This is a genomic window from Streptomyces sp. NPDC008163, assembly GCF_042956885.1.
In the GTDB taxonomy this organism is placed as follows: domain Bacteria; phylum Actinomycetota; class Actinomycetes; order Streptomycetales; family Streptomycetaceae; genus Streptomyces; species Streptomyces drozdowiczii_A.
This window is the reverse complement of the sequence record NZ_JBIBHG010000003.1, coordinates 373,164-398,895: the sequence shown is the minus strand read 5'-3', so window position 1 is coordinate 398,895 and position 25,732 is coordinate 373,164. Positions and strand designations below refer to the sequence as shown.

20 protein-coding genes are annotated in these 25,732 nt (G+C 72.1%); 16 read left to right on the top strand and 4 right to left on the bottom strand.

The features are described 5' to 3' along the window. Window positions 1-54: 54 nt before the first annotated feature. The 3 genes from ACFZAT_RS09720 to ACFZAT_RS09710 all read right to left on the bottom strand — a co-directional run bounded on the left by ACFZAT_RS09720 (window position 55) and on the right by ACFZAT_RS09710 (window position 3,990). Complete coding sequence (locus ACFZAT_RS09720; RefSeq protein ID WP_391262453.1) at window positions 55-891, bottom strand: aldo/keto reductase; 837 nt, start codon at window positions 889-891, stop codon at window positions 55-57. Window positions 892-983: 92 nt separating this feature from the next. Continuing rightward, window positions 984-2,783 carry an AMP-binding protein gene (locus ACFZAT_RS09715; protein WP_391262781.1) on the bottom strand — a complete coding sequence of 600 codons (1,800 nt, stop codon included), beginning with the start codon at window positions 2,781-2,783 and terminating at the stop codon, window positions 984-986. 322 nt (window positions 2,784-3,105) lie between these two features. Further along, window positions 3,106-3,990 carry a LysR substrate-binding domain-containing protein gene (locus tag ACFZAT_RS09710; protein WP_391262452.1) on the bottom strand — a complete coding sequence of 295 codons (885 nt, stop codon included), beginning with the start codon at window positions 3,988-3,990 and terminating at the stop codon, window positions 3,106-3,108. A gap of 147 nt (window positions 3,991-4,137) precedes the next feature. On the opposite strand from ACFZAT_RS09710, the gene ACFZAT_RS09705 reads away from it, so the two are divergent. Next, on the top strand, window positions 4,138-5,154 hold the full coding sequence (locus tag ACFZAT_RS09705) for a bile acid:sodium symporter (protein WP_391262779.1): 1,017 nt from the start codon (window positions 4,138-4,140) through the stop codon (window positions 5,152-5,154). A gap of 76 nt (window positions 5,155-5,230) precedes the next feature. On the opposite strand, the gene fdhD is transcribed toward ACFZAT_RS09705, so the two are convergent. Beyond that, window positions 5,231-6,067, bottom strand: coding sequence for a formate dehydrogenase accessory sulfurtransferase FdhD (gene fdhD / locus ACFZAT_RS09700; RefSeq protein WP_391262450.1), 837 nt, complete (start codon window positions 6,065-6,067; stop codon window positions 5,231-5,233). Window positions 6,068-6,314: 247 nt separating this feature from the next. Here fdhD and ACFZAT_RS09695 point away from each other — a divergent pair, with 247 nt between their 5' ends. The 15 genes from ACFZAT_RS09695 to ACFZAT_RS09625 all read left to right on the top strand — a co-directional run bounded on the left by ACFZAT_RS09695 (window position 6,315) and on the right by ACFZAT_RS09625 (window position 25,731). Next, window positions 6,315-7,265 carry a beta-ketoacyl-ACP synthase 3 gene (locus ACFZAT_RS09695; RefSeq protein WP_391262449.1) on the top strand — a complete coding sequence of 317 codons (951 nt, stop codon included), beginning with the start codon at window positions 6,315-6,317 and terminating at the stop codon, window positions 7,263-7,265. 137 nt (window positions 7,266-7,402) lie between these two features. After that, window positions 7,403-8,584 (top strand): ROK family protein, encoded by a 1,182-nt coding sequence (locus tag ACFZAT_RS09690; protein WP_391262447.1) that lies wholly within the window; start codon window positions 7,403-7,405, stop codon window positions 8,582-8,584. A 68-nt stretch (window positions 8,585-8,652) separates the two neighbouring features. After that, on the top strand, window positions 8,653-10,179 hold the full coding sequence (locus tag ACFZAT_RS09685; protein WP_391262445.1) for an ATP-binding cassette domain-containing protein: 1,527 nt from the start codon (window positions 8,653-8,655) through the stop codon (window positions 10,177-10,179). Next, entirely contained in the window at window positions 10,176-11,210 is a 1,035-nt protein-coding gene (locus ACFZAT_RS09680) for an ABC transporter permease (protein WP_391262443.1), read from the top strand. The genes ACFZAT_RS09685 and ACFZAT_RS09680 overlap by 4 nt, the downstream gene beginning before the upstream one ends. Window positions 11,211-11,269: 59 nt before the next feature. Next, window positions 11,270-12,310 (top strand): substrate-binding domain-containing protein, encoded by a 1,041-nt coding sequence (locus ACFZAT_RS09675; protein ID WP_391262442.1) that lies wholly within the window; start codon window positions 11,270-11,272, stop codon window positions 12,308-12,310. Window positions 12,311-12,360: 50 nt separating this feature from the next. Further along, complete coding sequence (locus tag ACFZAT_RS09670) at window positions 12,361-13,572, top strand: Gfo/Idh/MocA family oxidoreductase (RefSeq protein WP_391262440.1); 1,212 nt, start codon at window positions 12,361-12,363, stop codon at window positions 13,570-13,572. A 13-nt stretch (window positions 13,573-13,585) separates the two neighbouring features. Continuing rightward, window positions 13,586-14,590 (top strand): TIM barrel protein, encoded by a 1,005-nt coding sequence (locus ACFZAT_RS09665; RefSeq protein ID WP_391262438.1) that lies wholly within the window; start codon window positions 13,586-13,588, stop codon window positions 14,588-14,590. Window positions 14,591-14,917: 327 nt separating this feature from the next. Then, complete coding sequence (locus ACFZAT_RS09660) at window positions 14,918-18,634, top strand: ThuA domain-containing protein (protein ID WP_391262437.1); 3,717 nt, start codon at window positions 14,918-14,920, stop codon at window positions 18,632-18,634. A 113-nt stretch (window positions 18,635-18,747) separates the two neighbouring features. Then, a complete protein-coding gene (locus ACFZAT_RS09655; protein ID WP_391262435.1) occupies window positions 18,748-19,866 on the top strand; it encodes an inositol-3-phosphate synthase in 1,119 nt (372 codons plus the stop codon). Further along, the gene (locus ACFZAT_RS09650; protein ID WP_391262433.1) at window positions 19,863-20,747 is read left to right on the top strand and encodes an SCO3242 family prenyltransferase; all 885 of its coding nucleotides are present in this window, start codon (window positions 19,863-19,865) and stop codon (window positions 20,745-20,747) included. The genes ACFZAT_RS09655 and ACFZAT_RS09650 overlap by 4 nt, the downstream gene beginning before the upstream one ends. Beyond that, window positions 20,744-21,592, top strand: a complete 849-nt coding sequence (locus ACFZAT_RS09645) for a TIM barrel protein (RefSeq protein ID WP_391262431.1) — start codon at window positions 20,744-20,746, stop codon at window positions 21,590-21,592. Before ACFZAT_RS09650 ends, ACFZAT_RS09645 begins: the two co-directional genes overlap by 4 nt. 21 nt (window positions 21,593-21,613) lie before the next feature. Further along, window positions 21,614-22,282, top strand: a complete 669-nt coding sequence (locus ACFZAT_RS09640; protein ID WP_391262429.1) for an EboA domain-containing protein — start codon at window positions 21,614-21,616, stop codon at window positions 22,280-22,282. Next, window positions 22,282-23,130, top strand: a complete 849-nt coding sequence (locus tag ACFZAT_RS09635; RefSeq protein ID WP_391262427.1) for a TatD family hydrolase — start codon at window positions 22,282-22,284, stop codon at window positions 23,128-23,130. Before ACFZAT_RS09640 ends, ACFZAT_RS09635 begins: the two co-directional genes overlap by 1 nt. 4 nt (window positions 23,131-23,134) lie before the next feature. After that, window positions 23,135-24,310, top strand: coding sequence for a metabolite traffic protein EboE (gene eboE, locus ACFZAT_RS09630; RefSeq protein WP_391262425.1), 1,176 nt, complete (start codon window positions 23,135-23,137; stop codon window positions 24,308-24,310). Next, window positions 24,307-25,731, top strand: coding sequence for an alkaline phosphatase family protein (locus ACFZAT_RS09625; RefSeq protein ID WP_391262424.1), 1,425 nt, complete (start codon window positions 24,307-24,309; stop codon window positions 25,729-25,731). The genes eboE and ACFZAT_RS09625 overlap by 4 nt, the downstream gene beginning before the upstream one ends. Window position 25,732 lies beyond the last annotated feature (1 nt).

The window sequence follows — 25,732 nt, the reverse complement described above, 5'->3', positions numbered from 1 at the left end:
CGCCGCCCCGGCTCGCGTGCGAGCGGGGGCGGCGGCTCCGTGAAACCGTGGCGGTCAGGCGCCGACGTTGAACTCGCCCGGGTTCGGGCCGAGCCGCTTGCCCTCGTCCAGCGCCGCGAACGCGGCCAGGTCGTCGGCGTCCAGCTCGAAGTCGAACACGTCGATGTTCTCCGCGATCCGCGACGGCGTCACGGATTTCGGGATCACCACGTTGCCCGTCTGGAGGTGCCAGCGCAGCACCGTCTGGGCGGGCGTGCGGTCGTGCTTGCGGGCGACCGCGAGGACCGTCGGGACATCGAGCAGGCCCTTGCCGGAACCGAGCGGCGACCATGCCTCGGTGAGGATGCCGTGCTTGGCGTGCAGGGCGCGCGACTCCGCCTGCTGGAGCTGCGGGTGCAGCTCGATCTGGTTGAGCACCGGCACCACGGAGGTCTCACCGAGCAGCCGCTCCAGGTGCTCCGGGAGGAAGTTCGACACACCGATGGCCTTCGCGCGGCCGTCGGCGTAGATCTTCTCGAACGCCCGGTAGGTGTCGACGTACGCGTTCTTGGCCGGCACCGGCCAGTGGATCAGATACAGGTCCACGTAGTCGAGGCCCAGCTTCTCCAGCGAGGCGTCGAAGGCGCGCAGCGTCGAGTCGTAGCCCTGCTCGCTGTTCCACAGCTTGGTGGTCACGAACAGCTCGTCGCGGGCGACGCCCGAGGCGGCGATGGCCTTGCCCGTGCCCGCCTCGTTCTGGTAGATCGCGGCGGTGTCGATGCTCCGGTACCCGGATTCGATGGCGGTGGCGACCGCCTTCGTCGCCTCGTCGTCCGGCACCTGCCAGACTCCGAACCCGAGCTGGGGCATCTCGACGCCGTTGTTGAGGGTGAGGGAGGGGACCTGGCTCACGAGCTGAGGATCCTAACGTTGAGGGGTGGGACTCCCAGGATGAACGATCAAGAACGCCCGCGCATTCCCGGTCCTCGCGATCCGTTCCCCGCTCAGCGGTACAGCGCCTCCACCTCGGTCTCGTACGCCGCCTCGATCGCCTTGCGCTTCAGCTTCAGCGACGGGGTGAGCAGCCCGTGCTGCTCGCTGAACTGGTGCGCCAGGATCCGGAACGTACGGATGGACTCCGCCTGCGAGACCGCGGTGTTCGCCGCCACCACCGCCCGGCGCACCTCCATCTCCAGGTCCGGGTCGCGGACCAGCTCGCCCGGCCGGAGCTGCTGCCGCCCCTGCATCGTCAGCCAGTGCTCCACGGCCTCCTGGTCGACGGTGACCAGCGCCGCCACGTAGGGCCGGTCGTTGCCGACGACGATGCACTGCGCCACCAGCGGATGCGCCCGCACCCGCTCCTCCAGGGCGGCCGGCGACACGCTCTTGCCGCCGGACGTCACCAGGATCTCCTTCTTCCGCCCGGTGATCGTCAGATAGCCGTCCTCGTCCAGCGAGCCCAGGTCCCCGGTGGCCAGCCAGCCGTCGTTGAGGACCGCGTCGGTCGCCTTCGGGTCGCCGAGGTACCCGCCGAAGACATGGCTCCCGTGCACCCACACCTCTCCGTCCTCCGCGATGTGCACTGTGCTGCCGGGGATCGGCTGCCCGACCGTGCCGTACCGGGTGCGCTCCGGCGGATTCGCGGTGGCCGCAGCCGTCGTCTCGGTCAGCCCGTACCCCTCGTACACCGTGACCCCGGCGCCCGCGAAGAACAGGCCGAGGCTGCGCTCCATGCCCGAGCCGCCCGACATGGCGTGCCGGATGCGGCCGCCCATCGCCTCGCGGACCTTCTTGTACACGACCTTGTCGAAGAACTGGTGCTGCATCCGCAGCCCGGCCGACGGCCCCGGGCCGGTGCCGAAGGCCCGGGCCTCCATCGCCTCCGCGTACTTCACGGCGATGTCCACGGCCTTGTCGAACGGCCCCGCCCTGCCCTCGGCCTCGGCCCTGCGCCGGGCCGCGTTGAAGACCTTCTCGAAGATGTACGGCACCGCCAGGATGAACGTCGGCCGGAACGACACCAGGTCCGGCATCAGGGCCTTCGCGGACAGCTCGGGCTGGTGTCCCAGCTTGACCCGGCCCCGGATCGCGGTGATCTCCACCATCCGCCCGAAGACGTGCGCCAGCGGCAGGAAGAGCAGCGTCACCGCCTCGTCGCCCGGTCTGGAGTGGAAGACCGACTCCCAGCGCGAGGCCATGGTGTCCGCCTCGAACATGAAGTTGGCGTGGGTGAGGACGCAGCCCTTGGGACGGCCCGTGGTCCCCGAGGTGTAGATGACGGTCGCCACCGACTCCGGGGTCACCGCCCGCCGGTGCCGGTGCACCACCTCGTCCTCGACGTGCGCCCCCGCCTCGACCAGCTCCGCCACCGCGCCCGCGTCCAGCTGCCAGAGCCGCTTCAGCTGCGGCAGCCGGTCGATGACCGAGGCCACCGTCATCGCGTGGTCCTCGTGCTCCACCATCACGGCCGACACCTCGGCGTCGTGCAGCATCCACAGCACCTGCTCGGCGGACGACGTCGGGTAGACCGGCACCGACTGGGCGCCCACCGCCCACAGCGCGAAGTCGAACAGGGTCCACTCGTAGCGCGTACGCGACATCAGGGCGACCCGGTCGCCGAACCGCACCCCGTGCGCGATCAGCCCCTTGGCCAGCGCCAGGACCTCGTCGCGGAACGCGGCCGACGTCACGTCCCGCCAGTTCCCGTCCGCGTCCTTCCGGCCGAGCGCGACCCGGTGCGGCTCCTCGTCGGCATGGTCGAACACGACGTCGGCGAGGCCGCCCACGAGGGGCGCGGCCGCCATCGGCGGGACAGTGAATTCGCGCAATGACCTGCTCCTTGAGGTGCTCCGCACAGCGCCGCGACGCTACCCCACCGGACGTCGGCGCGGGAGGGTCCGGAACGGCCCGTACCACTTGGTATATGCACAGGTCAGGGGCCGAAATCCGGCCAAGTGGGCAAGGCTCGGGCACGCTTCTGACCATGGAGTAAGCAGCTCGGGCGGGAATCTCCACCGAATCTGTACGCCGCGATCACTGCCGGTGTGGGGGGCCGTGTCCCGGTTCGGCGGGTCTGCCGGGCTCCGGCCGCCACGTCTGAGGCATTCTCCCCCTCTCGGCGCCGGGTCATGCGGGTTCACGCCCACGAAGCCCGCGGATCAGCCGGTCACCGCCCGCCAGGATCGCCGTCGCCAGCGCGTCCGCCGCCTGCTGGGCCCCGCCCCGGCGCCTGCCGTGCAGCAGGACGAAGTCCACCGCGCCCAGCTCCGGCAGGCCCGCCCGGCTCGGCACCGGCTCCAGGCCCGGCGGCACCAGGCCCCGGGTGTGCGCCATCACGCCGAGGCCCGCGTGGGCGGCCGCCACCAGGCCGCTGAGGCTGCCGCTGGTGCACGCGATCCGCCAGGAGCGGCCCTGCTCCTCCAGCACCTCCAGGGCCCGCGCCCGGGTGATGCCCGGCGGCGGGAAGACGACCAGCGGCACCGGACGGTCCGGGTCGAGCCGGAGCCCCGGGGCGCCGATCCAGACCAGGGCGTCCTGCCAGACCAGCTGCCCGTGCGTGTCCCCGGCCCGCCGCTTGGCCAGCACCAGATCGAGCCGGCCCGCCTCCAGCTGCCGGTGCAGGGTCCCCGACAGCTCCACGGTCAGCTCCAGCTCGACCTCCGGATGGTCGCGCCGGAACGTCTGCAGGATCTCGGGCAGCCGGGTCTGCACGAAGTCCTCCGAGGCGCCGAACCGCAGCCGTCCCCGCAGCCGCGTCCCCGTGAAGTAGGCCGAAGCCCGCTCGTGCGCCTCCAGGATCGTCCGGGCGAAACCGAGCATCGCCTCGCCGTCCGCCGTCAGATCGACGCGGTGGGTGTCCCGGGCGAACAGCTGCCGCCCGGCCGCCTCCTCCAGCCGCCGCACGTGCTGGCTCACCGTGGACTGCCGCACCCCAAGCCGGCGCGCGGCGGCGGTGAAGGACAGGGTCTGGGCGACGGCCAGGAAGGTGCGCAGCTGCGCGGGGTCGTACATGCCGGGCAGGCTATCGCGAAACGTGATGACAGTCAGAGCGGTGTACGGGTTTCCCGATCGGAGGGCGTCCGAGCAGGATGGTTCCCGGGCCCGCCCGGCCCGGCCGGGAGAGATCCCGGGACAGACACCGAACGAAACGTGGAGCAGATGACCCGCCGCCGCATCCCGCCGCCGCCGTCCTGGCTGCCGGTCGACCCGTACATAGCGGCGCTGATCGGCACCGTCGTCCTCGCGGCCCTGCTGCCGGCCTCGGGCGCTGCCGCCGAGGTGGCCGGCGGCGCCTCCACCGGCGCGGTCGCGCTCCTCTTCTTCCTCTACGGGGCGCGCCTGTCCACGGCCGATGCGCTGGACGGGCTGCGCCACTGGCGGCTCCACCTCACGGTCCTGGCCTGCACCTTCGTCGTCTTCCCGCTGCTGGGCCTGGCGAGCGCCGGCCTCGTACCGTACGTCCTGTCGCCGCAGCTGCAGAGCGGCTTCCTCTTCCTGTGCCTCGTCCCCTCGACCATCCAGTCCTCGATCGCCTTCACCTCGATCGCCCGGGGCAACGTCCCCGCCGCGATCTGCGCCGGGTCCTTCTCCTCGATCGCCGGGATCTTCCTCACCCCGCTCCTCGCCGCCGCGCTGCTCGGCGGCGACGGGGGCGGGTTCTCCGGTGACGCCCTGCTCAAGATCGGCGTGCAGCTGCTGCTGCCGTTCGCCCTGGGCCAGCTGCTGCGCCGCCGCATCGGGGGCTTCGTCGCCCGGCACCGCAAGGTCCTCGGACTGGTCGACCGGGGCTCGATCCTGCTCGTCGTCTACACCGCGTTCAGCGAGGGCATGGTCGCCGGCATCTGGCACCAGGTGACCCCGGCCCGGCTCGGCGCGCTCCTCGCCGCCGAGGCGGTGCTGCTCGCGCTGATGCTCATGGTGACCTGGTACGGCGCGCAGCGCCTCGGCTTCGGCCGCGCCGACCGCATCGCGATCCAGTTCGCCGGGTCCAAGAAGAGCCTGGCCTCCGGGCTGCCCATGGCCAGCGTCCTCTTCGGCGCCCAGGCGAGCCTGGCGGTGCTGCCGCTGATGCTCTTCCACCAGATGCAGCTGATGGTCTGCGCGGTCATCGCCAAGCGGCGCGCCCGCGACGCTCAGGACGCCGTGTCGCCGGAAGCCGTACCGGCGGTGTCCTAGCCAGCTTCCGGCCCGAAGCCGTGTGGGGTGGCTCAGCCCGCGTCCAGTCCGAAGCGGTGCCGCGCGCCGGGGTGGCTCAGCCCGCGTCCAGAGCGATGCGGTGCTCTCCCGCGTAGACGTTCATCGAAGGACCCCGCAGGAAGCCGACCAGGGTCAGGCCCGTCTCCGCCGCCAGGTCGACGGCGAGGGACGAGGGTGCCGAGACGGCCGCCAGCACCGGTATCCCCGCCATCACCGCCTTCTGCGCCAGCTCGAACGACGCCCGCCCCGACACCAGCAGGACCGACCGGGACAGCGGCAGCCGGCCGTCCGTCAGTGCCCGGCCCACGAGCTTGTCGACCGCGTTGTGCCGCCCGACGTCCTCCCGTACGTCCACCAGCTCGCCGGTCTCCGAGAACAGCGCCGCCGCGTGCAGGCCCCCCGTCCGGTCGAAGACCCGCTGGGCCGCCCGCAGCCGGTCCGGCAGTCCGGCCAGCAGTTCGGGGGTCAGCAGCAGCGGGGGAGTGTCGGCGACGGTGTGCCGGGTCGTGGTGCGGACGGCGTCCAGGCTGGCCTTGCCGCACAGCCCGCAGGACGACGTGGTGTAGACGTTGCGCTCCAGCGTGATGTCGGGGACCTCGACACCCGGTGCGAGCCCGACGTCCACCACGTTGTACGTGTTGACCCCGTCGGCGGTCGCGCCCGCGCAGTACACGATCGACCGCACATCGCCCTGATCGCCGATGACGCCCTCGCTGACCAGGAACCCCGCAGCCAGGGCGAAGTCGTCGCCCGGAGTCCGCATGGTGATGGCCAGCGGCTTCCCGTTCAGCCGGATCTCCAGGGGCTCCTCGGCGACGAGGGTGTCAGGGCGGGTGGAGACGGCCCCGTCCCGGATGCGAATGGTGCGGCGGCGCTCGGTGACCCGTCCCATGACCGTTGAACCGTGTTTCTGTGTGTGGTGAGGCTCGGGCCGCACCGGCGGTGCCGCCCCGACGCTGCCATTCTCCCGCACCTCGTGGGCGCCGCCGCAACGGGAGTGGCCGGTCCCCGGCGACCGGGGTGGTGTCGAGCCCTCCAAGCCGGGGCCGGGATTCCTGTGGGATCACCTGCCCCCGTACCGGGCGGTAGCGACCAAGACTGGTTGGTTCCTGACAGATGGAGCGAGGGGACCCTGTTTTATGACCGGCTCACGTGTCGTGGCGCTCGGCCACTACCAGCCCGCCAAGGTGCTCACCAACCATGACCTGGCGGCCATGGTCGACACCAGTGACGAGTGGATCACCAGCCGCGTCGGCATCAGGACCCGCCACATCGGCGGCCCCGACGAGACGGTGGACGAGCTGGCCGCGCACGCGGCGGCCAAGGCCCTCGCCTCGGCCGGTCTCCAGCCGTCCGACATCGACCTGGTGCTGGTCGCCACCTCCACCGCCATCGACCGCTCACCGAGCATGTCGGCCCGGGTCGCCGCCCGCCTCGGCATGGAGGCGCCCGCGGTCATGGACATCAACGTGGTGTGCTCCGGCTTCACCCACGCCCTCGCCACCGCCGACCACGCGCTGCGGGCCGGAGCCGCCACCCGCGCCCTGGTCATCGGTGCCGACAAGATGGGCGACATCGTCGACTGGACCGACCGTTCCAGCTGTGTGCTGATGGGGGACGGGGCCGGTGCGGCCGTCGTCGTCGCCGACCCGCCCGATGCGGAGCGACCCGGGATCGGACCGGTGCTCTGGGGGTCGGTCCCGGGCATGGGGGACGCGGTCCGCATCGAGGGGACGCCGCCGCGCTTCGCGCAGGAGGGCCAGTCCGTCTACCGCTGGGCCACCACCCAGCTGCCCCCCATCGCCCGCACGGTGTGCGAGAAGGCGGGCCTCACCCCGGAAGACCTGGCCGCGGTCGTCCTGCACCAGGCCAACCTGCGGATCATCGAGCCGGTGGCCCGGAAGATCGGCGCGGTCAACGCCGTCGTCGCGCGCGACGTGGTCGACTCCGGCAACACCTCCGCCGCCTCCATTCCCATGGCCCTGTCCAAGCTGGTCGAACGCGGCGAGATCCCCAGCGGCGCGCCGGTGCTCCTCTTCGGCTTCGGCGGCAACCTCAGCTACGCGGGACAGGTGATCAGCTGCCCGTAGCGGCGCTCTTTGTCCTCGGAGTGGAGAAAGTTCGCCGGATTCCTGCGCGACTTCTTCCCACTCCCGGCCGTCGCTGCTACGTTCCCCTCCCAAGCCCGACGGACAGGCCGACGAGGCGGGAGGGGCGCGTGAGACGAATGACGGCACGACCCGCGAACGCCCACCAGGCGCGACTGCTCAAGCTGTTGCGCGACGGTGGGCCCAACTCCCGGGCGAAGCTGGGTGACCAGGTCGACCTCTCCCGGTCCAAGCTGGCCGTCGAGGTCGACCGGCTGCTGGAGACCGGCCTCGTCGTCGCCGACGGGCTCGCCGCGTCCCGGGGCGGGCGCCGCTCGCACAACATCAGGCTCGCCCCGCACCTGCGCTTCCTCGGGGTCGACATCGGCGCCACCTCCGTCGACGTGGCGGTCACCAACGCGGAACTGGAGGTCCTGGGCCACCTCAACCACCCCATGGACGTACGCGACGGACCCGTCGCGGTCTTCGAGCAGGTGCTGTCCATGGCGGCGAAGCTCCGGGACTCCGGGCTCGCCGACAGCTTCGACGGCGCCGGGATCGGCGTCCCCGGACCGGTCCGCTTCCCCGAGGGCGTCCCCGTCGCACCCCCGATCATGCCCGGCTGGGACGGCTTCCCGGTCCGCGAGGCACTCAGCCAGGAGCTGGGCTGCCCGGTCATGGTCGACAACGACGTGAACCTGATGGCCCTGGGGGAGCAACAGGCGGGCATCGCCCGTTCCGTCGGCGACTTCCTCTGCGTCAAGATCGGTACGGGCATCGGCTGCGGCATCGTCGTCGGCGGCACCGTCCACCGGGGCGCCACGGGCAGCGCCGGCGACATCGGGCACATCCAGGTCGAACCCGGCGGCCGGCTCTGCGCCTGCGGCAACAGGGGCTGCCTGGAAGCCCACTTCAGCGGCGCCGCGCTCGCCCGCGACGCCGAGGACGCGGCCCGCTCCGGACAGTCCGCAGAACTCGCGGCCCGCCTGGAGGCGTCCGGCCGGCTCACCGCCGCGGACGTGGCCGCCGCCGCGGCCGCCGGGGACGCCGCCTCGCTCCTCCTGATCCGCGAGGGCGGGAACCGCGTCGGCCAGGTCATCGCGGGCCTCGTCAGCTTCTTCAACCCCGCCCTGGTGGTGATCGGCGGCGGGGTGACCGGACTCGGCCACACCCTGCTGGCCGCCGTCCGGGCCCAGGTCTACCGGCGCTCGCTGCCGCTGGCCACCGGCAACCTGCCCATCGTCCTGGGTGAGCTGGGACCCGCCGCCGGAGTCACCGGCGCGGCCAGGCTCATCAGCGACCACCTCTTCTCACCCGCCTGACCCGTCCGCCGCCCGCCCCGAGCGGCCGGCCCCACACACCCACACCTCGTCCGCCGAGGGGATTCGTCATGGCTCCGCAACCACCGCTGCTCACCATGTCCGGCATCACCAAGTCCTTCCCCGGCGTCCGCGCCCTGGACGGCGTCGACCTGGAGGTCCAGGCCGGCGAAGTGCACTGCCTGCTCGGCCAGAACGGGGCCGGCAAGTCCACCCTCATCAAGGTCCTGGCGGGTGCCCACCAGCCCGACGACGGCGCGATCACCTGGCGCGGCGAACCCGCCGAACTCAAGTCGCCCATGGCCGCGATGCGCCTCGGCATCGCCACCATCTACCAGGAACTCGACCTGGTCCGGGGCCTGTCGGTCGCCGAGAACGTCTTCCTGGGCCACGAGTTCACCAGCGCCGGATTCGTCGTCCGCTCCCGCCGCGCCCGCACCGAGGCCGCCGCCCTGCTGGCCCGGCTCGGCCACCCGGAGATCGACCCGGCCCGGCCGGTCGGCGAACTCTCCGCCGCCCAGCAGCAGATCGTGTCCATGGCCCGGGCGCTCTCGCACGACGTACGCCTCATCGTGATGGACGAGCCGTCCGCCGCGCTCGACCCCGACGAGGTCGGCAACCTCTTCCGGATCATCGCCTCGCTCACCGCCGAGGGCGTCGCCGTCGTCTACATCTCGCACCGCCTGGAGGAGATCCGCCGCATCGGCGACCGGGTGACGGTGCTCAAGGACGGCCGGGCCGTCGCCGCCGGGCTGCCCGCCGAGTCCACCCCGACACACGACATCGTGGCGCTGATGACGGGCCGCAAGGTGGAGTACGTCTTCCCGCCCCGGACCCCGCCGCCCGCCGGCCGCGCCGAGGCCGCCCCCGTACTCACCGTCGAAGGGCTGGCCAGGGACGGGGAGTTCGACCCGGTCGACCTGGAGGTCCGGCCCGGGGAGATCGTCGGCCTCGCCGGACTCGTCGGCTCCGGGCGCTCGGAGATCCTGGAGACGGTCTACGGGGCGCGCCGGGCCACCTCGGGGCGGGTCACCGTCGACGGGCAGGCGCTGCGGCCCGGGAGCGTGCGCTCCGCCGTCGCCGCCGGCATCGGCCTCGCCCCCGAGGAGCGCAAGGCGCAGGCCCTGCTGATGCTCGAATCCGTCACCCGCAACGTCTCGCTGTCCACGATGTCCCGCTATTCCAGGGCCGGCTGGCTGGACCGCATCGCGGAGCGCAGGGCGGCGGGCGAGGCCACCCGGGCCCTGTCGCTGCACCCCGACAACCCGGACACTCCCGTCCGCAACCTCTCCGGCGGCAACCAGCAGAAGGCGGTCCTGGCCCGCTGGCTGCTGCGCGGCTGCCGGGTCCTGCTGCTGGACGAACCGACCCGGGGCGTGGACGTCGGCGCCCGCGCCGAGCTCTACGCCGTGATCCGCCGGCTGGCCGACGAAGGGCTTGCCGTGCTGCTCGTCTCCAGCGAAGTGCCCGAAGTCCTGGGCCTCGCCGACCGGGTGCTCGTCCTGCGCGAAGGACGCGTCGTGCACACCGCCGACGCCACGGAGCTGGACGAGCACCGCGTACTCGACCTCGTGATGGAAGGGAGCCCGATGCCATGACCCACCCCGTTCCCGCGGCGCGGCAGAGCGGGCCGGACCAGGGCCCCACCCCCGTGACCCTGAAGAAGTCCGGCCCCAGGCGCACCCCCGGGCTGCGCCTGGACCTGCACACCCTGTCCCTGCTCGGCATTCTCGCCGTGCTCGTCGCCGTCGGCGGCTTCACCGAACCCGATGCCTTCCTGGACACCGGGAACCTCCAACTCATCCTGACCCAGGCGTCCGTGATCGGGGTCGTCACCGTCGGCGTGACCTTCGTCATCACCTCGGGCGGTATCGACCTCTCGGTCGGCGCGATGGTCGCCCTGGCCTCCGTCTGGGCGAGCACGGTCGCCACCCAGGAGTACGGGCTCGCGGGCATCCTGTTCACCGCCGTGCTCGTCGGCCTCGGCGCCGGACTGGTCAACGGGGTGCTCATCGCGTACGGGAGGGTGGTGCCCTTCATCGCGACGCTGGCGATGCTCGCCTCGGCGCGCGGCGTCGCCCTCATGATCACCGACGGCAAGACCCAGATCGTCACCGTCGACGCGGTGCTGAACCTGGGGCTCCCGGACTCCTACGTCCTCGGTATCCCGCCGCTCGTCCTGATCTTCGCCGCGGTCACCGCCGCCGGCTGGCTGCTGCTGAACCGTACGACCTTCGGCCGCCGCACCGTCGCCATCGGCGGCAACGCCGAGGCGGCCAGGCTCGCCGGCATCGACGTCCGCAGGCAGCGGCTCTACCTCTATCTGCTGTCCGGACTGTGCTGCGGCATCGCCGCGTTCATGCTGATCATCCTGTCCGGCTCGGGCCAGAACACCGCGGGCAACCTCTACGAACTCGACGCCATCGCCGCCGCGATCATCGGCGGGACCCTCCTCAGCGGCGGACGCGGCACCATCACCGGCTCCGTACTCGGTGTCCTGATCTTCACCACGATCACCAACATCTTCGCGCTCAACAACCTGCAGAGCGACGTCCAGCAGATCGCCAAGGGCGCGATCATCGTCGCCGCCGTGCTCGTCCAGAGCCGCACCGCCCGCACCGAGACCTGAACCACCCCGGTCCGTCCACCTCCCGCACCGCCACCCACCGGATGAAGGGTTCCACAGCCATGCCGCAAACCAGTCGCAGAGGGCTCCTGTTCGGCACCGCAGCCGTCTCCGCCGGCGCCCTCCTCACCGCCTGCACCAGCAACGACCCCAAGGAGAAGGACGCACCCGCGCAGAGCGGGGCGCCCGCCGCCGACGACAAGCCGGGCAAGCCCGTCACCATCGGCTTCGCCGGGCCCCAGGCCGACCACGGCTGGCTCAACGCCATCAACGAGCAGGCCAGGTCCCGCGCGAAGAAGTACTCCGAGGTCACCCTGGAGACCACCGAGGGGTCCAACGACACCGCCGCCCAGATCGGCCAGGTCAAGACGCTCATCAACAAGAAGGTCGACGTCCTGGTCGTCCTGCCCGCCGACGGCAAGGCCCTCACCCAGGTCGGCCTGGAGGCCATGCGCGCGGGCATCCCCGTCATCAACCTCGACCGCGTCTTCGCCTCACCGCAGGCATACCGCTGCTGGGTCGGCGGCGACAACTACGGCATGGGCCTCAACGCAGGCACCTACATCGGCGAACAGCTCAAGGACAAGAAGAACGCCAAGGTCGTCGAGCTGGCCGGGATCGACAACCTGGAACTCACCAAGCAGCGCAGCAAGGGCTTCGCCGACGCACTGAAGAACTATCCCAACATCGAGCTGGTGGCCCGTCAGGCCGCCGATTTCACCGTGGAGTCGGGCCAGGCGAAGATGGCGCAGCTCCTCCAGGCGCAGAAGAAGTTCGACGCCCTGTGGAACCACGACGACGACCAGGGCGTGGGCGCGCTGCGCGCCATCCAGCAGGCCGGCCGCGACGAGTTCCTGATGGTCGGAGGCGCCGGGGCCAAGTCCGCGATGGACGCCATCAAGGCCGACAACAGCGTCCTGAAGGCAACCGTTCTCTACCCGCCGACCATGGCCGCCTCCGCCATCGACCTGGCCCGCGCCCTCGGTCAGTCCAAGGGCGTGGCCGGGCTCGCCGAGCTGGAGATCCCCACCAACCTCACCCTGTACTCCGCCGTCGTCACCAAGGACAACGTCGACCAGTACCTGCCGACGGGCTTCAACTGACCCGCCCCGCCACCGTACGTGCCGCATCACCGACGAGGAGGAAGCCCCGGATGGCTCAGAGGGATCAGACGCAGCAGGAGTCGGCAGCGCCGCCGACGCTCGGGATCGGCATGGTCGGATACGCGTTCATGGGCGCCGCCCACTCCCAGGGGTGGCGCACCGCCGGACACGTCTTCGACCTGCCGATGCGGCCCGTCCTGGCCGCGGTCTGCGGACGCGACCGCGCCGCGGTCGAGGCTGCGGCCGGCCGGCACGGCTGGGCCGCCGCCGAGACCGACTGGCGCGCCCTGATCGCCCGCGACGACGTGCACCTGGTCGACATCTGCACACCGGGCGACAGCCATGCGGAGATCGCCGTCGCCGCCCTGGAGGCCGGCAAGCACGTCCTCTGCGAGAAGCCGCTCGCCAACACCGTGGCCGAGGCGGAGGTCATGACGGCGGCGGCCCGGAGCGCCGCCGCCCGGGGCCGGTCGGCCTTCGTCGGCTTCAACTACCGCCGGGTGCCCGCCCTCGCCCACGCCCGCCGGCTCATCGAGGACGGCCGGCTCGGCGCCCTGCGCCATGTGCGCGCCGTCTACCTCCAGGACTGGCTGACCGACCCCGCGTCGCCGCTCACCTGGCGGCTCGACAAGGACCGTGCGGGCTCCGGCGCCCTCGGCGACCTCGGGGCCCATGTGGTGGACCTGACGCAGTACCTCGCGGGGGAGCCGCTGGTCGCGGTGTCGGCGCTGACCGAGACCTTCGTACGCGAACGCCCCCGGCCCGCCGGACCGGCCGGGGGCCTCGGCGGCGGAGCGGCGGCCGTCGGCACCGGCCCGGTCACCGTGGACGACGCCGCCGCCTTCACCGGGCGGCTGGGCTCCGGCGCCCTGGTGACCGTGGAGGTGACCCGGATGGCGGCCGGCCGCAAGAACGCCCTGCGCCTGGAGATCAACGGGGAGCGCGGCTCGCTCGCCTTCGACCTGGAGCGCCTCAACGAACTGTCCTTCCACGACCACACCGAATCCGCCGCCACGGCCGGCTTCCGGCGCGTCCTCGTCACCGAGCCCGAGCATCCGTACCTGGAGGCGTGGTGGCCGCCGGGCCACACCCTCGGCTACGAGCACACCTTCGTCCACCAGGCCCGGGACGTGGTGTGCGCCATCGCCGGGGGCACCCCGGACGTCCCGACGTTCGCGGACGGCCTCCAGGTGCAACGGGTGCTGGCCGCCGTGGAGGAGAGCGCCGCGAAGAATTCCGTCCTCACCCCCGTAACCCTCTAGGAGGTCCGTCCCCATGCCCCGCCCCTTCACCCTCTTCACCGGCCAGTGGGCAGACCTCCCCCTGGAGGAGGTCTGCCGGCACGCCCGCGACTTCGGGTACGACGGCCTCGAACTCGCCTGCTGGGGCGACCACTTCGAGGTGGACAAGGCTCTCGCCGACCCGGCCTACCTGGACGGCCGCCGGGCGCTGCTCGACAAGTACGGCCTGAAGTGCTGGGCGGTCTCCAACCACCTGGTGGGCCAGGCCGTCTGCGACCACCCCATCGACGAACGCCACCAGGGCATCCTGCCCACCCGGATCTGGGGCGACGGCGAGCCGGAAGGGGTGCGACGGCGGGCCGCCGCCGAGATGGCGGACACCGCGCGGGCGGCCGCGGCCTTCGGTGTGGACACCGTCATCGGCTTCACCGGCTCCTCGATCTGGCACCTGGTCGCGATGTTCCCGCCGGTCCCGCCGCACATGATCGAGCGCGGTTACGAGGACTTCGCGGAGCGCTGGAACCCGGTCCTGGACGTCTTCGACGCGGAGGGCGTCCGCTTCGCGCACGAGGTGCACCCCAGCGAGATCGCGTACGACTACTGGACCACGCACCGCGCGCTCGAAGCGGTGGACCACCGCCCGGCCTTCGGCCTCAACTTCGACCCGAGCCACTTCGTCTGGCAGGACCTGGACCCGGTCGGCTTCCTCTACGACTTCCGGGACCGGATCTACCACGTGGACTGCAAGGAGGCCCGCAAGCGGCTGGACGGCCGCAACGGACGCCTCGGCTCTCATCTGCCCTGGGGCGATCCCCGCCGGGGCTGGGACTTCGTCTCGGCCGGTCACGGTGACGTGCCCTGGGAGGACGTCTTCCGGATGCTGCGGTCCATCGGCTACGCGGGCCCCGTGTCGGTGGAGTGGGAGGACGCCGGGATGGACCGGCTCGCGGGCGCCCCGGAGGCGCTGGCGTCCTTGAAGCGGTACGACTTCGACCCGCCGAGCGCATCCTTCGACGCGGCGTTCGGGGGGAGCGACTGACCGCCCTCTGGGGGGCGCTGCCCCCGGAGTCCCGCTCCTCAGGCAGCTGACGGGCTCGACGTGCCCGGCGGTCCCACACGCGCCGCCGGGCTGCTCCGCCCTGCCCTCCTCGCGCTTTGTCCTGACCCGGGAAAAAGTCCGGCAACTCTGCGCACAAGGGCTTTCCGTCCTGGACGAACAGGCCTACCGTTCTGGTCATGTTCCTGACATAGACCAGCGTCATTTCCCAGTCACCGGCGTCGCACGGGCCCGGCTGACCTGCGCGGCAGTCCCCGCGCGAACGGCACGGCACCACCGCCCGCACAACCGGCAATCTCCGGAGGACACGTGCACACAACCCGCAGCGGCAGCCGCACCGGGCTCCGCATCCGAAAATCCCTCGCTCTGTTCACCGGCGGTCTGCTGGCCGCCGCCACCCTCGGCCTGGGCGCCGCCTCGGGCACGGCCGCCGCCCACGAGGAGCCCGCGCCCGCGCCGGCCGCCGAGGACTTCCAGCAGGTCACCCTTGCCAAGGGCGCCGCCGAGACCGGTGAGCCCATGTCGCTGGCCGTGCTCCCCGACCGCAGCGTGCTGCACACCTCGCGCAGCGGCGAGCTGCGCATCACCGACAGTGCGGGCAACACCAAGATCTCCGGCGTCATCCCGGTCTACTCGCACGACGAGGAAGGCCTCCAGGGCATCGGCGTCGACCCGAAGTTCAGCGAGAACCGGGCGATCTACCTCTACTACGCACCCCCGCTGGACACCCCGGCGGGCGACGCGCCCGAGACCGGTACCGCCGCGGACTTCGCCCCCTTCGACGGGGTCAACCGGCTCTCCCGCTTCGTCCTCAACGAGGACGGCACGCTGGATCTCGGCAGCGAGAAGAAGGTCCTCGACGTCAAGACGTCCCGCGGTATGTGCTGCCACGTCGGCGGGGACATCGACTTCGACGCCGACGGCAACCTGTACCTGTCGACCGGCGACGACACCAACCCCTTCGCCTCCGACGGCTTCACGCCCATCGACGAACGCCCGGACCGCAACCCGGCGTTCGACGCCCGCCGCTCCGCGGGCAACAGCAACGACCTGCGCGGCAAGATCCTCCGCATCAAGGTCGCGGACGACGGCTCGTACACCGTCCCGGACGGCAACCTCTTCGCGCCGGGGACGGACAAGACCCGCCCCGAGATCTACGCGATGGGCTTCCGCAACCCGTTCCGCTTCTCCGTCGACAAGGCCACCGGCATCGTCTACGTGGGCGACTACGGGCCGGACGCCGGCGCGGCCGACCCGAAGCGGGGGCCCGCGGGGCAGGTCGAGTTCGCCCGGGTCACGAAGGCCGGCAACTTCGGCTGGCCCTACTGCACCGGTGCGAACGACCCTTACATGGACTACGACTTCGCCACCAAGACCTCCGGCGCGGCCTTCGACTGCGCCGCCCCGAAGAACACCTCGCCGCACAACACGGGCCTGGTCGACCTGCCCCCGGCCCAGGCCGCCTGGATCCCGTACGACGGCGGGTCCGTCCCGGAGTTCGGCACCGGCTCGGAGTCCCCGATGGGCGGACCGGTCTACCACTACGACGCGGACCTCGACTCGCCCGTGAAGTTCCCCGAGGCGTACGACGGGGACTTCTTCGCCGGTGAGTTCGGCCGGCAGTGGATCAAGCGCATCGAGCAGGACGCAGACGGCAAGGTGCAGTCCATCAACGACATCCCGTGGTCCGGCACCCAGATCATGGACATGGCCTTCGGCCCCGACGGGGCGCTGTACGTCCTCGACTACGGCCTCTCCTGGTTCGGCGGCGACGAGAACTCGGCGCTCTACCGCATCGAGAACGCCACCGGCGGACGCTCCCCGATCGCCGAGGCCACGTCCAACAAGACGTCGGGCACCGCGCCCCTGAAGGTGCAGTTCTCCTCCGCCGGCACCACCGACGGCGACGGCGACGCACTCACCTACGCATGGGACTTCGGCGACGGCGGAACGTCCACGGCCGCGAACCCCACCCACACGTACAAGAAGAACGGCACCTACACCGCCACCGTCACCGCGAAGGACCCCACGGGCCGCACCGGATCGGCCAGCGTGCATGTGACCGTCGGCAACACGGCACCCACGGTGAAGCTGGAACTCCCGGGCGACGGGCAACTGTTCACCTTCGGTGACGCCATTCCCTTCAAGGTCACCGTCACCGATCCCGAGGACGGCACGATCGACTGTTCCAAGATCGAGGTCCGCTTCGTCCTCGGCCACGACAGCCACGGCCACCCCATCACCTCGGAGCACGGCTGCACCGGCACCATCAAGACCGAGATGGACGGCGGACACGACCCCAACGCCAACATCTTCGGCGTCATCGACGCCTCGTACACCGACGGCGGAGGCGGCGGCCAGGCCGCACTGACCGGCCACGACCAGTCGCAGCTCCAGCCGCGCCACCGCCAGGCCGAGCACTTCACCCGCTCCTCCGGCATCAAGACGTACGACAAGGCGAATGCCGAAGGCGGCAAGACCGTCGGCGACATCGAGAACGACGACTGGATCTCCTTCAAACCGTACATCCTCGGCGACTCCACCAAGCTCACCGCCCGGATCTCCTCCGGCGGCGCGGGCGGCTTCCTCGAAGTGCGCACCGGCTCGCCGACCGGAAAGATCCTCGGCTCCGCACCGGTGCCGGTGACCGGCGGCTGGGAGACCTTCCAGGACATCGACGTCCCCCTGCGTGGCGCCCCGAAGCAGGCCACCGAACTCTTCCTGGTGTTCAAGGGCGGCGAGGGCGCGCTCTACGACATCGACGACTTCGAGCTCTCCAACACCCCGCCCGACAAGACCGCCAAGCGCGTCCTGGTCTTCTCCAAGACCGCCGGCTTCCGCCACGACGCGATCCCCGAGGGAATCGCCGCACTGAAGGAACTCGGCAAGGACAGCAACATCACGGTCGACGCCACCGAGGAGGCGAGCCAGTTCACCACCGCCAACCTGGCCCGCTACGACGCCGTCGTCTTCATGTCGACCACCGGCGACGTCCTCGACGCGGACCAGCAGAAGGCGTTCGAGAACTACATCAGAACCGGTGGCGGCTACATGGGCGTCCACGCCGCCGCCGACACCGAGTACGACTGGTCGTTCTACGGGGGACTCGTCGGCGCCTACTTCTCCGGCCACCCCGCCATCCAGCCCGTCACCGTCCGCGTCGAGGACCACAAGCACCCGGCCACCGCCCACCTGGGCGACGAGTGGCAGCGGACCGACGAGCTGTACAACTACCGCACCGACCCGCGCGACAAGGTCAAGGTCCTCGCCACGCTCGACGAGACCACCTACAACGGCGGCACCATGAAGGGCGATCACCCGATCACCTGGTGCCAGACCTACGAGGGAGGCCGCTCCTTCTACACGGGCCTCGGCCACACCAAGGAGTCGTACGCCGACGCGGACTTCCGCAAACTCCTCCTGGGCGGGGTGCGATACGCCGCCGGCCAGGTCAAGGGCGACTGCAAGCCGGGCACCGGCTACCGGTCGATCTTCAACGGCAAGACGCTCGAAGGCTGGAAGCAGGCGGGTCCCGGGAAGTTCGACGTCGTCGACGGCGAACTGCGCTCCGAGGGCGGCATGGGCCTGCTGACCTACCAGGCGAAGGAGCTGACGTCGTACTCCCTGAAGCTCGACTGGAAGCTGGCGGGCGACGACAACTCCGGAGTGTTCGTCGGCTTCCCGGAGTCCGACGACCCCTGGTCCGCGGTGAACAACGGCTACGAGGTCCAGATCGACGCCTCCGACGCCGTCGACCGCACCACCGGCTCCGTCTACACCTTCAAAGCGGCCGACATCAAGGCACGCGACCGGGTGCTGAGGCCCCCCGGCCAGTGGAACAGCTACGAGATCAAGGTGCAGGGTGAACGGCTCCAGATCTTCCTCAACGGTGTGAAGATCAACGACTTCACCAACACCGACCCGGTCCGCAGCCTCAAGGACGGCTACATCGGCCTCCAGAACCACGGGGCCGACGACCAGGTCTCCTTCCGCAACATCCAGCTGAAGGAACTGCCCTCGACGTAGGGCGGGTTTCCCACCGGCGGCGGGCGGGCCCGCACGGCTCCGCCCGCCGCCCCCACTCTCCTGCAGCGCGACCGGACCGGCCCAGCAAGGACCCCCAGCCAGGGAGGCAGCACGTGTCAGCAACCGCCGTTCGTACCGGAGTCTGGTTCATCGGAGCACACGGCTCCGTCGCCACCACCGCCACCGCGGGGTGCGCGGCGGTCGCGGCGGGACTCCACCCGGCGGTCGGGATGGTCACCGAGACCGCTCCCTTCGCCGAAAGCGGCCTGCCACCCGTCACCTCCCTCGTCTTCGGCGGCCACGACGTCCTGGACTGCCCCCTCCCCAAACGGGCCGAGGCACTGGCCGCCGGGGGAGTGCTCCCGCACGGTCTCCCCTCGGCCGTAGGGGCCGAACTCGGCGCCGCCGAAGCGGAGATACGCATCGGCGGCCCCCTCCCCGGGGACACCCGCTCCGACGAGGAGCTCATCGCCGCGTTCGCCGCCGATCTCCTGGACTTCGGCCGCCGCAACGGCCTGGCCAGGACCGTCGTCGTCAACGTCTCCTCCACCGAGCCCGCGCCCGCCCCCGACGCCGTACGGCTGCCCGCCAGCTCGCTCTACGCGGCCGCCGCGCTCCGGGCCGGCTGCCCGTACGTGAACTTCACCCCCTCCACCGGCCTGCGCGCACCCGCCCTCCGGGACGCAGTCGCCGCCTCCGATCTCCCGTACGCCGGCCGCGACGGCAAGACGGGCCAGACCCTGCTGCGCTCCGTGCTCGCCCCGATGTTCGTCCAGCGCGCCCTGCCCGTACGGGCCTGGTCCGGGACCAACCTGCTGGGCGGCGGGGACGGGGCCGCGCTCGCCGACCCGGCCGCCGCCGCGGCGAAGAACGCCGGCAAGGAACGCGTCCTCGCCGACACGCTGGGCGCCGCCCCCGAGGGTGAGGTCCACATCGACGACGTGCCGGCGCTCGGCGACTGGAAGACCGCCTGGGACCACATCGCCTTCGACGGGTTCCTCGGGACCCGCATGGTGCTCCAGACCACCTGGCAGGGCTGCGACTCCGCCCTGGCCGCGCCGCTGGTCCTCGATCTGGCCCGGCTGCTGGCCCGCGCCCACGAGGTGGGCCTGACCGGCCCCCGGCCCGAACTCGGCTACTACTTCAAGGACCCGGACGGCGGACCCGCCGCGCTTTTCGAGCAGTACCAGGCGCTGCTGGCCTTCGCCGAGCGGCTCCGGGGTGACCGGTGACGGCACGCGACTGGGCGGAACTGCTGCGGATCTCCGCACTGTTCACCGTCCCCGGCGACGCCCTCGCGGGCGCCGCGGCGGCCGGCCGGCGCCCCGGCCGCTCCACCGCCCTGGCGATGGGCGCCTCGCTCTGCCTGTACGAGGCCGGCATGGCGCTCAACGACTGGGCCGACCGCGACGAGGACGCCGTCGACCGCCCGCACCGGCCGATCCCCTCGGGCCGGATCACACCCCGTGCGGCCCTCACCGCGGCCGGCGCCCTGACCGTGGCCGGCACGGTGCTCGCCGCCCGCGCGGGCCGCCCGGCCCTGGGCGTGGCCACCGGTCTCGCGGCCACCGTCTGGGCCTACGACCTGCGCCTCAAGCACACCCCGGCGGGCCCGGCCGCGATGGCGGCGGCGCGGGGCCTGGACCTGCTGCTGGGCGCGGCGGCCACCGGGCAGGGTGCGGCGCTGCGAGCCACCCGCGCCGCCCTGCCCGCCGCCGCCCTGCTCGGCGCGCACACCTACGCGGTCACCGCTGTCTCCCGCCACGAGGCGCGGGGCGGCTCCACCACCGCACCCGCCACCGCGCTCACGGCCGCCGCCGGGATCGGCGCCGCCATGACACACGAACGCCGGGACCTGCGCCGCGCCCCCGGCAGGCTCCTCCTCACCGCGCTCACCGGCGCCTACCTCCGCACCGCCGCACGCCCCCTCGCGCACGCCGCGCTCAACCCGTCGCCGCCCCTCACCCAGCGCGCCGTGGGCAGCGGCATCCGGGCGATGATCCCGCTCCAGGCCGCCCTCACCGCACGCGCCGGAGCAGCCGGGTCCGCGCTCGCCGTCATGGGCCTCGTCCCGCTCGCACGCGCCCTCTCCCGGAAGGTGAGCCCCACATGACCCTCCGCCTCGGCTACGGCACCAACGGACTCACCGACCTCCGGCTGGACGACGCCCTCACCCTCCTCGCCGACCTCGGCTACGAAGGCGTCGGCCTGACCCTCGACCACATGCACCTCGACCCGATGGCACCGGACCTGGCCGCCCGCACCCGCCGCGTCGCGGCCCGGCTCCAGCAGCTGGGGCTCGGCGTCACCGTCGAGACCGGCGCCCGCTACGTCCTGGACCCGCGCCGCAAGCACGGCCCGTCACTCCTGGACCCGGATCCCGACGCCCGCGCGGCCAGGACCGCGCTGCTCGTCCGGGCCGTCGACGTCGCCGCCGACCTCGGCGCCCACGCCGTGCACTGCTTCAGCGGCCTCACGCCCCCGGGCACGGCACCCGACGACGCCTGGCAGCGGCTCACCGGCGCCCTCGCCCCGGTCCTCCGCGCCGCCGAGCGCCACGGAGTCCCCCTGGCGATCGAGCCCGAGCCCGGACACCTCCTCGCCGACCTCGCAGGCTTCCACCACCTCCGGGCGCTCAGCGGCGACCCCGAGCCCCTCGGCCTCACCCTCGACATCGGCCACTGCCAGTGCCTGGAGCCCGCACCGCCCGTCGACTGCGTGCGCGACGCCGCCCCCTGGCTGCGCCACGTACAGATCGAGGACATGCGGCGCGGCGTCCACGAACACCTCCCCTTCGGCGACGGCGAGATCGACTTCCCGCCCGTCCTCGCCGCCCTCGGGAGCAGCGGATACGCCGGGCTCACCGTCGTCGAACTGCCCCGCCACTCCCACGCCGGCCCCGAACTGGCCCGCGCCTCGCTCGACTTCCTGAACAAGCACCGCCCGTCCCACCGCTGAGACCGTCGAAGGGAGCACGCCGTGACGCCCACCTCCAAGACCCCGCTCCTGACCCGCGAGGAACTCGACGCCCTGCTCGACGGAGCCGCGCGGGCCTGGCTCGACGAGGCCCTCGCCGAGGCGGCCCACGCCGCAGCCCACGGGGACACCGCACCCGCGGACAGCTACGCCGTACCGCCGTGGGAGCTGCGGTACGCCGCCGCCGGCCGGCACTGCGGACTCGACCACGCCGACTCCGTACGCGTCCTGCTGCTCACCGAGGCCCGCGCCGGGCTGCCCGCCCTGACCCGCCTCTACGAACAGGGCACCGCCGCCGAACGCCGGGCCGTCCTGCTGGCCCTGCCCGCACTGGATCCCGGCCCGGCCGCCCTGCCCCTGGTCGAGGACGCCCTGCGCACCAACGACACCACCCTCGTCACCGCAGCCGTCGGACCGTACACCGGAGCCCACCTCGATCCGCACGGCTGGCGCCACGCCGTCCTCAAGTGCCTGTTCACCGGCGTCCCCGTCGAAGCCGTCGACGGCCTGGCCCGAAGATCACGCGGCGACGCCGAACTCGCGCGGATGCTGGGCGACTTCGCGTCCGAGCGCATCGCGGCCGGCCGCCCCGTCCCCGCCGGCCTGCACCACGTCCTCGCCCTCACGGCACCCGGCCCCGCCGCTTCCACCGCCCCCACGGAGGAGACCTGATGCGCATCTTCGACCCCCACATCCACATGACCTCGCGCACCACGGACGACTACCGGGCGATGTACGACGCCGGGGTCCGCGCACTGGTCGAACCCTCCTTCTGGCTCGGCCAGCCCCGCACCTCGCCCGCCAGCTTCCTCGACTACTTCGACGGCCTCCTCGGGTGGGAGCCCTTCCGCGCCGCCCAGTACGGCATCGCCCACCACTGCACGCTCGCCCTCAACCCCAAGGAGGCGAACGACCCCCGCTGCACCCCCGTCCTCGACGTCCTGCCCCGCTACCTCGTCAAGGACTCCGTCGTCGCCGTCGGGGAGATCGGCTACGACTCGATGACCCCGGCCGAGGACCACGCCCTGGCCGCCCAGCTCCAGCTCGCCGCCGACCACGGCCTGCCCGCCCTCGTCCACACCCCGCACCGCGACAAGCTCACCGGCCTGCGCCGCACCATCGACGTCGTCCGCGAATCCCCTCTCGACCCCGAGGCGGTGCTTCTCGACCACCTCAACGAGACGACCGTGAAGGACGCTCTCGACAGCGGCTGCTGGGCGGGCTTCTCCATCTACCCCGACACCAAGATGGACGAGGACCGCATGATCACGATCCTCAAGCGCCACGGCACCGAGAAGGTTCTCGTCAACTCCGCCGCCGACTGGGGCAGGAGCGACCCGCTGAAGACCCGCCGGGTGGCCGACGCCATGCTCGCCGCCGGCTTCACCGACGACGATGTCGACCAGGTCCTCTGGCGCAACCCCGTCGCCTTCTACGGACAGAGCGGCCGCCTCCACCTCGACACCCCCGCACCCCAGCCACTCCACGAGGGCAACTCCATCCTGCGCGGAGGGGAGTGACTCCATGCGCTTCCGCCACCCCGACGGAACCGTCGTCCACCTCGCGTACTGCACCAACGTCCACCCCGCCGAAACCCTGGACGGCGTCCTCGCCCAACTCCGCGACCACTGCGAACCCGTACGCAGGAGGCTCGGGCGCGACCGCATCGGCATCGGCCTCTGGCTTGCCCGGGGCGCCGCCCGCACCCTCGTCGACGACCCCTCGCAACTGCGCTCCCTGCGCGCCGAGCTCGACCGCCGCGGCCTCGAAGTCGTCACCCTCAACGGCTTCCCGTACGAGGGCTTCGGCGCCGAAGAGGTCAAGTACCGGGTCTACAAGCCGGACTGGACCGACCCCGAACGGCTCACCCACACCACCGACCTGGCCCGGCTGCTCGCGGCGCTCCTGCCCGACGACGTCACCGAGGGCACCATCTCCACCCTGCCCCTCGCCTGGCGCACCCCGTACTCCGGCGATCCCGAAGCGGCCCGCACCGCACTCGACGCGCTGGCCACCCTCGGCGCACACCTCGACGCACTCGCCGACATCACCGGCAAGTCCATCCGGATCGGCCTCGAACCCGAACCCGGATGCACCGTCGAAACCACCGCCGACGCCATCGCCCCCCTCACCGCCGTCGGCCACCCGCGTATCGGCGTCTGCGTCGACACCTGCCATCTCGCCACGTCCTTCGAAGACCCGGACACCGCCATCGACGCCCTCACCGAGGCCGGTATCCCCACCGTCAAGGCCCAGCTGTCCGCCGCCCTGCACGCCGAACACCCCCATCTCCCCGAGGTGCGCACCGCCCTCGCCGCCTTCGCCGAACCGCGCTTCCTCCACCAGACGCGGACCGCCACCGCCGCCGGACTGCGCGGCACCGACGACCTCGACGAAGCCCTCACCGGCGAGATCCTCAGCGACGGCGCCCCGTGGCGCGCCCACTTCCACGTACCGCTGCACGCACCGCCCGCGCCCCCGCTCACCTCCACGCTCCCCGTCCTGCGCGCCGCGCTGGGCCGGCTCGTCGGCGGTGCCAGGCCGCTCACCCGAAACCTGGAGGTCGAGACGTACACCTGGCAGGCGCTTCCCGCCGGGCTGCGCCCCCGCACCCGCGCCCAGCTCGCCGAGGGCATCGCCGCCGAACTCGCCCTCGTCCGCGACCTCCTGACCGACCTCGGCCTCAAGGAGCTGCCATGACCACCGCCGGGTCGGCCGCCGCGCCCGCACCCCTCCTCGTCCTCGACGTCGTCGGGCTCACCCCCCGCCTCCTCGATCACATGCCCCACCTCAAGGCGCTGGGACAGTCCGGCACCCGGGCCCCGCTCGGCACCGTCCTGCCCGCCGTCACCTGCGCCGCCCAGTCCACCTTCCTCACCGGCACCACCCCCGCCGAGCACGGCATCGTCGCCAACGGCTGGTACTTCCGCGAACTCGGCGACGTCCTGCTGTGGCGCCAGCACAACGGACTCGTCGCCGGCGACAAGCTCTGGGACGCCGCTCGCCGCGCCCACCCCGGTTACACGGTGGCCAACATCTGCTGGTGGTACGCCATGGGTGCCGACACCGACTACACCGTCACGCCCCGCCCCGTCTACTACGCCGACGGCCGCAAGGAACCCGACTGCTACACCCGCCCGCCCGCCCTGCACGACGAACTCACCGAGAAGCTCGGCACGTTCCCCCTCTTCCACTTCTGGGGGCCCGGCGCCGACCTGGTCTCCTCCCAGTGGATCATCGACGCCACCCGCCACATCCTGGACACCCGCCACCCCGACCTCGCCCTGTGCTATCTCCCGCACCTCGACTACGACCTGCAGCGCTACGGTCCCGACGACCCGCGCGCCTTCCGGGCCGCGGCCGATCTGGACCGCGCGGTGGCTCCGCTCCTGGCGGACGCCCGCCGCGAGGGACGTACGGTCGTCGCCCTCTCCGAGTACGGCATCACCCGGGTCGACCGGCCCGTCGACATCAACCGGGCACTGCGCCGCGCCGGACTCCTCGAGGTCCACACCCAGGACGGCATGGAGTACCTGGACCCGATGACGTCGAGGGCCTTCGCCGTCGCCGACCACCAGATCGCGCACATCTACGTACGCAGGCCCGAAGACCTCGAAGCCGCCCGTGAAGCCCTGGCCGGGCTCCCGGGCATCGACCTCCTCCTCGACGACGAGGGCAAGAAGGCACACGGTCTGGACCACCCCCGCTCCGGGGAACTGGTCGCCGTCGCCGAGCCGGACGCCTGGTTCACGTACTACTACTGGCTCGACGACGACCGCGCACCCGACTTCGCGCAGCTCGTCGAGATCCACCGCAAACCCGGCTACGACCCCGTCGAGCTCTTCATGGACCCCGAGGACCCGTACGTCCGGGTCAGGGCGGCCACGGCCATCGCCCGCAAGAAGCTCGGCATGCGCTACCGCCTGGCGGTCGTGCCGCTCGATCCCTCACCCATACGCGGCAGCCACGGCCGCCTCCCCGCGAGCGACGAAGAAGGGCCGCTCATCCTCTGCTCCACCCCCCACGTGTTCACCGGACCCGTCCGGGCCACCGAAGTGAAGTCCCTGCTCCTCACGCTGGCCGGTCTCTCAGGGGACCCGTCGAGCCCAGAACGAAGGTAGG